Raw genomic sequence first — 10,264 nt, 5'->3', positions numbered from 1 at the left:
AGGGCGGCCGCGCGCTGGAACGCCTCGTCCGCGAGGTCGGTCTCCCCGCGGAGGCTGTGCAGCTCGCCCAGCTCGACGAACCCGCTCGCGGCGGCCCGGGGGTCGTGCGCCGTGAGCCGCTCGCACGCGTGCGTCGCCTCGGCCAGCGCGAGGGACCAGTCGCCGTGCAGGCGGGTGATGTGGGCGCGGTGCACCAGGCACGCCCCGGTGAACGGCACCAGGCCGGGCTGCGCGGACCACCAGTGCTCCAGCGCCGCGGTCCACTCCTGCGCCCGCCGGACGTCCAGGGCCCGCTGGCAGACGTCGATCAGGGTGCAGTAGACGGCGCCGGTGGTCACGGGCGAGAGCTCCCCGCCGGTCACGGAGACCATGGCCTCGTCGAGGAGCGCGGTCCCCTCGCGGGGGCGGCCCGCGGCGATCAGGACGTGCCCGTGGCCCGCCTGCGCGAGCGCGAGCAGGTCCGGCTCACGGAACCGCTCGCCCTCCGCGGCCGCGCGCGCGAAGAGGTCCGCGGCCTCGTCGAGCCGCCCCTCCGCGACCGCCTGCCAGCCCGCGGGCAGCAGCAGGTACCCGCCGACCACCCAGTCCCCGCCCTCGCTGGCGAGCAGCCGGTGGGTCCGCGCGAACCAGCCGTAGCCGGGCGCCAGCTCGCCGCGGTTCACCAGGTGCATCCCGAGCCAGAACGCGCACAGCGCCGCGTGCTCGGCGTCGCCGCCCGCGAGGAAGGAGCGGTGCGCGCGAGCGAGCAGGTCGGCGCCGTCGTCGTCGTCGCCCAGCAGGAGGGCGACCTGGCCGGCCAGCACGAGGTCGGGCGCGCCCAGCGACGCCTCGGCCTCCGCGGCCCGCAGGCACTCGCGGGCCAGCGCCCAGTCGGCCGCGGCGTAGGCCGCGCGGCCCCGGTCGAGCTCCGTCATCGCACGCCCCGTCGTCGCCTCCCCGCGACGTTACCCCCAGGTCAGGCCGTGATCCCGCTGGTCGACGCCACGACGTCGCCGATCTTGCGGGCGAGCGCCTCGTAGAACATCGACAGCGGGAACTCGTCGTCCAGCACGGCGTCCGTGAAGCCCTTGGGCGGGCCGTCGAGCGGCAGGTCGCCGCGCGCCCACGCCGAGGCCGGGTGCGGGGTGAGCGTGCCGGAGACCAGCGCGTAGGCGGCCAGCCAGTGCGCGGTCTTGGGCCGGTCGATCGAGCGCCAGTAGAGCTGCTCGATCTGCTCGGCGAGCGCGATCACCGCGTCCGGCACCTGCGGCCAGTCGATGGTGAGCCGCGAGTCCGTCCAGTGCAGCACGTGGTGCTGGTGCAGCCAGGCGAACAGCAGCTGGCCGCCCAGCCCGTCGTAGTTGCGCACCCGCGAGCCGGTCACCGGGAACCGGAACAGCCGGTCGAAGAGGATCGCGTACTGCACGTAGCGGGCGTGGCCCACTCCCTCGGCCTCGAGCCGCACGGCCGCCCGGAACGCGGTGAGGTCGCAGCGCAGCTCCTCCAGCGAGTACAGGAAGTACGGCATGCGCTGCTTGATCATGAACGGGTCGAAGGGCAGGTCGCCGCGCATGTGCGTGCGGTCGTGCACCAGGTCCCACAGGACGAACGTCTCCTCGGCCAGGTGCTGGTCGGCCAGCAGCCGGGCGGCGTCGGGCGGCAGGGCGAGGCGGGTGGTCTCCGCGGCGGCGCGCACCACGCGACGGAACCGGGCGGCCTCTCGGTCGGCGAAGATCGCCCCCCACGTGAACGTCGGCACCTCGCGCACCGCGACCGTCTCGGGGAACAGGACCGCCGAGTTCGTGTCGTAGCCCGCGGTGAAGTCCAGGAACGTGACCGGCACGAACAGCGCGTTGCTGAACTGCTCGGCCTCCAGGCGCGCCACCAGGTCCGGCCAGCGCACCTGCAGCAGGACCGCCTCGACCCGACGGTCGGTGCTCCCGTTCTGCGTGTACATGGGGAACAGGACGAGGTGGGGCAGGCCGTCGACGCGCTGGCGCTCGGGGTGGAAGGCCACCAGCGAGTCGAGGAAGTCCGGCACCCCGAACCCGGCGTCCGCCCAGCGCGTGAGGTCCTTGCCCCAGGGCGTCAGGTAGTCCTCGTCCTGGGGCAGCGCGGGTGCGAGCTCGTCGAGCGCGAGCCCGATCGCGTGCACGAGCTCCCGCGCGCGCTCGTGCAGACCCGCCTCCGGCACCGAGCCGTCGCGCACCTGCATGGCCTGCAGCTCCGTGACGTCGCGCTTCAGCCGGACCCAGGCGGGGTGGTCGACGAGGTCGGACCGGGTGGCCTCGGCGCCCGGTGCGCTCGGGCGCGCGGCCCAGACCACGGCGTTGAGCAGCACCTCGGCCGAGCCGGGGAGATCGGTCGTCGGGTCGATCCCGAGCACCAGGAGGCCGCCCTGCTCGTCCCGGCGGCCGGCCGCGACGAGGTGGCCGGGCGCCTGGCTGCCGGTCGCCGTCCGCAGCAGGGCGGCCGCGTCGGTGTCGGTGCCCAGCGTCGCGCGCACCGGGAGCACCAGCTCCGTGGTCCACGCGAGGAGGTCGTCCGCGGTGAGATCGGCCGGCACGAGCGCGACCGGGTCCGCAGCCGGCGCCGAGTGGACGGTGACGCCCCGGGCGGCGAGCAGCCGGCGCACGGCGGCCGCCTCGGTCCCGGCCGCGAGCACGACGACGCCGGTGCCCTCCAGCGTCCCCGCCGGCTCCGTGCCGGGCAGCACGACGACCACGTCGGGGTCGTCGTCGGGCCCCACGAGCACCAGGCCGTGGCGCTCGAGGTGCGCGCGGTGCGGGGCCGGCAGATCACCGGTCGCGTGGACGGTCGGGAAGAGCCTCATGCGTCATCTCACCATTCGGACGGCAGCGTTACTGCACGGTACGGTCCGCGCGCCGCCCGGTCAACGGTGACGGCACCCGGTCGGCCGAGCGCAGGCGCGCCACCCCTCGCTCCCCCAGACTGAGCCGATGCGAACCCTGGGTGTCGAGGAGGAGTTCCTGCTGGTCACGCCCGAGGGCCGCCCGCAGCCGGTGGCGGCGACGGTGCTGCGGCACGCGTCGGCCATCGAGACGTCACCCGACGGCGAGCCCGGCGGCGACCTGGAGAAGGAGTTCAAGCAGGAGCAGATCGAGACCTCCACGCCGCCGCGCGCCGACCTGCGCGAGCTGGCGGCCGAGATCCGCGCGGGCCGGGCACGGACCGACGAGGTCGCCCGACGGGCTGGCGCCCGGATCGCCGCCCTGGCCGCCGCGCCACAGGAGGTGGAGTCGACCGTCATCCCGGACCGGCGCGCCCACGCCATCCGCGCGGAGTTCGGCCAGACGGCGCGCGACCAGCTCACGTGCGGGTGCCACGTGCACGTCTCGATCGACGACGACGAGGAGGGCGTCAGGATCCTCGACCACCTACGGCCGTGGAACGCGGTGCTGCTCGCCCTGTCCGGCAACAGCCCGTCGTGGCAGGGCACCGCCACGGGCTACGCCTCCTACCGCTCGCAGGTGTGGGGACGCTGGCCGACCGCGGGACCGACCGCGCCGTTCGGCGACGCCGCCGGCTACCGCGCCGTGATCGACGACCTGCTGCGGACCGGGGCGATCCTCGACGAGGGGATGGTCTACTTCGACGCCCGCCTGTCCTCGCGCTACCCGACCGTGGAGGTGCGCGTCGCGGACGTGTGCCTCGACGCCGACGACGCCGCCCTGCAGGCCGCCCTGGTGCGCGGGCTCGCGGAGGCGGCCATGGGCGACCCGATGCCGGCGCCGCGCACGGAGCTGCTGCGGGCCGCCACCTGGCGGGCCGCGCGGTCGGGCCTCACGGGCGACCTGGTGAGCCCGCTGTCCGGCAAGCCGATGCCGGCGGCCGAGGTGGTCGGGCAGCTGGTCGACCACGTCCGCCCCGCGCTGGCCGCGGCCGGCGACCTCGAGTGGGTCGAGCGGCAGGTGGCCACCGTGCTCCGGCGGGGCAACGGCGCGATCCAGCAGCTCGGCTGGCGGGCCGAGGGTGCCGACGACGACGAGGTGGTCCGCCGCGCAGTCGACCGGACGCTCGCGGGCTAGAGCAGGTCCACCAGCGGCACGTCCGGGTCCGCCAGGCGGTCGTGGTCGATCACGGCCCGCGACCGGATCAGCGCCTGCACGTCGTCGACCACGTCCCAGACGTTGACGTTCATCCCGGCCAGCACCCTGCCGTCGCGCCGCCAGAACGCGACCAGCTCCCGCGCCTGCAGGTCGCCGCGGACGACCACCTCGTCGTACCCGTGCGAGCCCACGTAGCCGGCGTACTCCATGCCGAGGTCGAACTGGTCGGTGAAGAAGTACGGGAGCCGCTCGTACGGCTCGTCCGCGCCCACGATCGTCGCCGCGGCTGTCGCGGGCTGGTTCAGCGCGTTGGCCCAGTGCTCCACCCGGACGTGGGTGCCGAGCAGCGGATGGTGCGCGCGCGCGATGTCGCCGACCGCGAGGACGTGCGGGTTCGACGAGCGCAGGTGGGCGTCGACGACGACGCCGTCCTCGACGTGCAGCCCGGCCGCCTTCGCCAGGGCGACGCGCGGTGCCGCGCCGATCCCCACCACCACCAGGTCGGCGTCCACGAGCGTCCCGTCCGCCAGCTCGACCGCACCCACGTGCGTCCCGTCGCCGGCCGCGACGAGCTCGGCGACCTCCGTGCGCGTGCGCAGGTCGACGCCGTTCTCGCGGTGCAGCTCGGCGAACATCGCCGCCAGCTCCGGTCCGAGCACGCCGAGCAGGGGCAGCGGGTCGCGCACGAGGACGCTCACGGTGCACCCGGCCGCGCGGGCCGCCGCGGCGACCTCGAGCCCGATCCAGCCTCCGCCCACCACGACCACGTGCTTGCCGGCCACCAGCAGGGCCCGCAGCCGGTCGCTGTCGTCGAGGGTGCGCAGGTGCACCACGCCCTGCAGCCCCGCGCCGGGGACGTCGAGCCGCCGGGGCTCCGATCCCGTCGCCAGCACCAGGTGGTCCCACGCGGTGCGCGAGCCCGAGCCGTCGAGGACGTCGCGCGCGGCGAGGTCGATCGAGGCGACGGTGGTGCCCAGGCGCAGGTCGACGTCGTGCGCGGCGTACCAGTCGGCGGGGTGCACGAACGCCCCGTCGCGCTCCTCGCCGCCCTGCAGATAGCCCTTGGACAGCGGCGGCCGCTCGTACGGGCGCTCGGTCTCGGAGCCGAGCAGGACGACGCGCCCGTCGTAGCCCCGCTCCCGCAGCCCCTCGACCGTCTTGGCGCCCGCCAGGCCCGCTCCCACGACCACGACCTGACCGCTCACGGCTGTCTCCATCTCGTCGGACCGCGTCCCGAGGCCAGCGCACCAGGTCGCGGGCCGGGGCGCAACGGGTGCGGGTGTGTCGAAGTCCACCCAGAACAACCGGACGCACCCCGCGCCAGATGCACGCCCGACTGGCACGCTGGCATGCATGCTGATGTGGCCGGGACGCCCCTATCCCCTGGGGGCCACCTACGACGGGACCGGGACGAACTTCGCCCTGTTCTCGGAGGTGGCCGAACGAGTCGAGCTCTGCCTGATCGCGGACGACGGCACCGAGACGCGTGCGGACCTGACCGAGGTCGACGCCTTCGTGTGGCACGGGTTCCTGCCGGCCATCGCCCCCGGGCAGCGGTACGGGTACCGGGTGCACGGGCCGTACGACCCGGCCCAGGGCCAGCGCTGCAACCCGAACAAGCTGCTGCTCGACCCGTACGCCAAGGCGATCGACGGCCAGATCGACGGCGACCCGTCGCTGTACTCGTACCGGTTCGACGCGCCCGACGAGCGCAACGACGACGACTCCGCCGCCCACACGATGACCTCGGTCGTCATCAACCCGTACTTCGACTGGGGCCACGACCGCCCGCCGCAGCACGAGTACCACGAGTCGGTCATCTACGAGACGCACGTGCGCGGCCTGACGATGCAGCACCCCGCCGTCCCCGAGGAGCTGCGCGGCACCTACGCCGGGATGGCGCACCCCGCGGTCATCGAGCACCTCACGTCGCTCGGTGTGACGGCCGTCGAGCTCATGCCCGTGCACCAGTTCGTCAACGACCCCTCCCTCGTGGAGAAGGGCCTGTCGAACTACTGGGGCTACAACACCATCGGCTTCTTCGCCCCGCACAACGGCTACGCCGCGTTCCAGCGGGCCGGCCAGCAGGTGCAGGAGTTCAAGGCGATGGTCAAGGAGCTGCACGCCGCCGACATCGAGGTCATCCTCGACGTGGTCTACAACCACACCGCCGAGGGCAACCACATGGGCCCGACGCTGAGCTTCCGCGGGCTGGACAACGCCAACTACTACCGGCTCGTCGACGACGACCAGGCGCACTACTTCGACACCACGGGCACCGGGAACTCGCTGCTCATGCGGTCGCCGCACGTGCTCCAGCTGATCATGGACTCGCTGCGCTACTGGGTGCTGGAGATGCACGTCGACGGCTTCCGCTTCGACCTGGCCGCCACGCTCGCCCGGCAGTTCCACGAGGTCGACCGCCTGTCGGCCTTCTTCGACCTGGTGCACCAGGACCCGGTCGTCTCGCAGGTCAAGCTCATCGCCGAGCCCTGGGACGTCGGCGACGGCGGCTACCAGGTGGGCGGGTTCCCGCCGCTGTGGTCGGAGTGGAACGGCAAGTACCGCGACACGGTCCGGGACTTCTGGCGCGGCGAGCCGTCGACGCTGGGCGAGTTCGCCAGCCGCCTGTCGGGCTCCTCGGACCTCTACGAGCACACCGGCCGGCGCCCGATCGCGAGCGTGAACTTCTTCACGGCCCACGACGGCTTCACGCTCAACGACCTCGTCTCCTACAACGAGAAGCACAACGAGGCGAACGGCGAGGGCAACAACGACGGCGAGAGCCACAACCGGTCCTGGAACTGCGGCGTCGAGGGGCCCACGGACGACCCCACCATCACCGCCCTGCGCGCGCGGCAGCGACGGAACTTCCTCACCACGCTCCTGCTCTCGCAGGGCGTCCCGATGATCGCGCACGGCGACGAGCTGGGTCGCACCCAGCAGGGCAACAACAACGTCTACTGCCAGGACAGCCCGCTGTCCTGGGTCGACTGGGACCTCGACCAGGACAAGACCGACCTGCTCGAGTTCACGCGTCGGCTCGTGCGGCTGCGCCAGGACCACCCCGTGTTCCGCCGCCGTCGCTTCTTCGCCGGCGAGCCGGACCTCGCGGACGACTCCGACCTCCTGGACATCGCCTGGCTCGCGCCCGACGGTCACCACATGCGGGACGAGGCCTGGGCCGCCGACCACGCGCGCGCCGTCATGGTGTTCCTCAACGGCGACGCGATCGCCGAGCCCGACCTGCGCGGGCAGGAGGTCGTGGACGACAGCTTCCTCGTGCTGTTCAACGGGCAGCCCGACGCCGCCACGTTCACGCTCCCCCAGAACCGGTTCGGGGCCGAGTGGACGGCCGTGGTGGACACCGACTCGCAGATCGAGGCCGGCACCACCGTCGCGGCCGGCACCACGCTGGACCTGCGGGAGAAGTCGATCATCGTGTTCACCCGTCCTTCCATCGTGACGTCGCCGACGTCGTCGGGCTCCGGCGCGGTGGCGGCGGCGGCGAGCGAGGCGGCCAAGCAGACGAAGGGCCGCAAGCACGCCGAGTCGGCCGACGAGAAGCCGAAGCGACGCACCACGCGGCCGCGCCCGACGGCATGAGCGACCCGCGCCCGACCCCCACCCGCCGGCTGCCGACGGCGGGCAAGCCGGTGCCGACCTCCACCTACCGGGTCCAGCTCGGGGTCGACCTGACCCTCGACGACGTCGCGGCACGCGTGCCGTACCTGGCGTCGCTCGGCGTGACGCACGTGTACCTGTCGCCGGTCCTGCGGGCCGCGCCGGGCTCGACCCACGGGTACGACGTCGTCGACCACGACGAGATCGCGCCCGAGCTGGGCGGGCTGCCCGCCCTGCGCCGGCTGGCGGAGACCGCGCACGGCGCCGGGCTGGGCCTGGTGCTCGACATCGTGCCCAACCACATGGCGGTCCCCACGCCGGTCTGGCACAACCGCGCGCTGTGGTCGGTGCTGTCCGAGGGCCCCGACTCCCCCTACGCCGACTGGTTCGACGTGGACTGGTCCGCGGGCGACGGTGCGGTGCTCATGCCGGTGCTCGGCGACCGCATCGGCGCGGTCCTCGGCCGCGACGAGCTGCAGCTCGACGAGGTCGCCGTGCCCGGCGCCGAGGCCGTGCCGGTGCTGCGCTACCACGACCACGTGTTCCCGATCCGGCCCGGCACCGAGTCCCTGCCGCTCGCGGAGCTGGTCGAGCGCCAGCACTACCGGCTGGCGTACTGGCGCGTGGCCGACGAGGAGCTCAACTACCGCCGGTTCTTCGACGTGGGCACGCTGCTCGCGGTGCGCGTCGAGGACCCCGCGGTGTTCGACGCGACGCACGCGCTGGTCCTCTCGCTGCTGGCGGACGGCACGATCGACGGCCTGCGCATCGACCACCCGGACGGCCTGGCCGACCCGGCGGGCTACCTGGCGCGGCTGCGCGAGGCGAGCGGCGGGGCCTGGGTGGTCGTCGAGAAGATCCTCGAGGGCTCCGAGACGCTGCCGCCCGACTGGGAGACCGCCGGCAGCACCGGCTACGAGGCCCTGTGGCGGATCCAGGAGACGTTCGTCGACCCGGGCGGCGCGGCCGTGCTGGGCGCGGTCATGCACCGGCTCACGGGCGACACCTCCGACGCGTTCCCGGCGATCGCCGAGCGGGCCAAGCGCGAGATCGTCGACGGTCCGCTGTACGCCGAGGTGTACCGGCTCACGTCGCTCGCGGCCGACATCTGCCGGGACGACCTGCGGCTGCGCGACCACACGTGGCGGGCGCTCGAGGACTGCCTGATCGAGCTGCTCGTCGCGTTCGACCGCTACCGCGCCTACGTCGTGCCGGGCGAGCCGGTGCACCCCGAGTCGCTCGAGATCCTCCAGCGCGCGGCCGGGCACGCCCGCGCCCGGCTCTCGCCCGAGCGCGGCGCGACCATGGACGTGGTGGTCGACCTGCTGCTGGGCCGCGAGGTGGGCAGCGCCGGGCGCACGCGCGGCGCGCGGCGCGACGAGCTGATCGTGCGCTTCCAGCAGACCTGCGGCGCCGTCATGGCCAAGGGCGTCGAGGACACCGCGTTCTACCGCTGGACCCACCTCACCGGCCTGTGCGAGGTGGGCGGCAACCCCGAGCAGTTCGCGCTGACGCCCACCGACCTGTCGGCGTGGGCGGCGACGATGCAGGTCTCGGCCCCGCTCGGCATGACCACGCTGACCACGCACGACACCAAGCGGGGCGAGGACACCAGGTCGCGCCTCGGCGTGCTCAGCGAGCTGCCGCGCGAGTGGTCGGCGCTGGTGGACGCCCTGCGCGGCGCCTCGGCCCCGTACCGCAGCGCCCTGCTCGACGGCCGCACCGAGTACCTGCTGTGGCAGACGCTCGCGGGCACGTGGACCGACGCCGGTCCGATCGCCGAGGACCGGCTGGTCGAGTACCTGACCAAGGCGATCCGCGAGGCCAAGAGCAGGACCACGTGGACGGCGCCCGACGAGGCCTACGAGCGCGCGGTGCTCGACGCCGCCCGGCAGGCGCTGGTCGACCCCGCGGTGGCCGAGCTGTTCGGCGCGTGGGAGCTGCGCACCCGCCCTGCGGTCCGCGCCGCGACCCTGGGCACCAAGCTGGTCCAGCTCACGCTGCCCGGCATCGCCGACGTCTACCAGGGCACCGAGGTGCCGAACCCGGTGCTGGTGGACCCGGACAACCGCCGACCGGTCGCCCTGGAGCCGCTGGTGGCCCGCCTCGCGCGGCTCGACGACGGTGCCGGCCCGCGGGACCTCGCCGACGAGAAGCTGCTCGTCACGTCCCGGGCCCTGCGGCTGCGCCGGTCGCTGCCGGAGGCGTTCGTCGGACCCGACAGCGGCTTCCTGCCGCTGGCGCACTCGTCGGGGCACTCGCTGACCTATGCGCGGACGGTTGCAGGCGATCCGCGCGTGGCCGTGGTGGCGACGCGGCTCGCGGACGCGGTCGACCGGCTGGCCGGCTGGGCGGACCACACCGTCGCGCTGCCCGAGGGCCAGTGGCGCGACGTGCTCACCGACCGCCCGGTCGCGGGCGGCGTGGTGGGCGTCGCCCCGCTGCTCGACCGGTTGCCCGTCGCGCTGCTGGTGCGGGCCGAGGGCTGACCCGTGCTCCCCCGCGTCTGGGCCCCCTCCGCCGTGGGGGGGGGGGGGGGGGGGGGGGGGGGGGGGGGGGGGGGGGGGGGGGGGGGGGGGGGGGGGGGGGGG

At 74.3% G+C, this 10,264-nt stretch carries 5 protein-coding genes and 1 pseudogene; 3 read left to right on the top strand and 3 right to left on the bottom strand.

Going from position 1 to position 10,264, the window contains the following annotated elements; translation table 11 throughout:
* Positions 1–914 (bottom strand): annotated as a pseudogene (locus AB5970_RS18935) (DNA-binding response regulator); the annotation flags it as partial.
* A gap of 41 nt (positions 915–955) precedes the next feature.
* Positions 956–2,305: a DUF6421 family protein gene (locus AB5970_RS18930; RefSeq protein WP_370505503.1), complete on the bottom strand. Its 1,350-nt coding sequence runs from the start codon at positions 2,303–2,305 to the stop codon at positions 956–958.
* 634 nt (positions 2,306–2,939) lie between these two features.
* Here AB5970_RS18930 and AB5970_RS18925 point away from each other — a divergent pair.
* A complete protein-coding gene (locus tag AB5970_RS18925; RefSeq protein ID WP_370505502.1) occupies positions 2,940–4,028 on the top strand; it encodes a carboxylate-amine ligase in 1,089 nt (362 codons plus the stop codon).
* Here AB5970_RS18925 and AB5970_RS18920 read toward each other — a convergent pair.
* A complete protein-coding gene (locus AB5970_RS18920; protein WP_370505501.1) occupies positions 4,025–5,254 on the bottom strand; it encodes an NAD(P)/FAD-dependent oxidoreductase in 1,230 nt (409 codons plus the stop codon). The genes AB5970_RS18925 and AB5970_RS18920 overlap by 4 nt on opposite strands.
* Positions 5,255–5,402: 148 nt before the next feature.
* On the opposite strand from AB5970_RS18920, the gene glgX reads away from it, so the two are divergent.
* Together glgX and treY are read left to right on the top strand one after the other, a co-directional pair.
* Positions 5,403–7,655, top strand: a complete 2,253-nt coding sequence (glgX, locus tag AB5970_RS18915) for a glycogen debranching protein GlgX (protein ID WP_370505500.1) — start codon at positions 5,403–5,405, stop codon at positions 7,653–7,655.
* Positions 7,652–10,162 (top strand): malto-oligosyltrehalose synthase, encoded by a 2,511-nt coding sequence (treY, locus tag AB5970_RS18910; protein ID WP_370505499.1) that lies wholly within the window; start codon positions 7,652–7,654, stop codon positions 10,160–10,162. The genes glgX and treY overlap by 4 nt, the downstream gene beginning before the upstream one ends.
* Positions 10,163–10,264: the final 102 nt, after the last annotated feature.

This window comes from Cellulomonas sp. ICMP 17802 (genome assembly GCF_041295535.1).
Taxonomy (GTDB): Bacteria; Actinomycetota; Actinomycetes; order Actinomycetales; family Cellulomonadaceae; genus Cellulomonas.
This window is presented reverse-complemented; position numbering and strand designations above follow the sequence as displayed.

Bases quoted from the DNA above. Each gene is read 5' to 3' on its own strand.
- AB5970_RS18925 (WP_370505502.1), top strand. From the start codon at position 2,940: ATGCGAACCCTGGGTGTCGAGGAGGAGTTCCTGCTGGTCACGCCCGAG.
- treY (WP_370505499.1), top strand. From the start codon at position 7,652: ATGAGCGACCCGCGCCCGACCCCCACCCGCCGGCTGCCGACGGCGGGC.
- glgX (WP_370505500.1), top strand. From the start codon at position 5,403: ATGCTGATGTGGCCGGGACGCCCCTATCCCCTGGGGGCCACCTACGAC.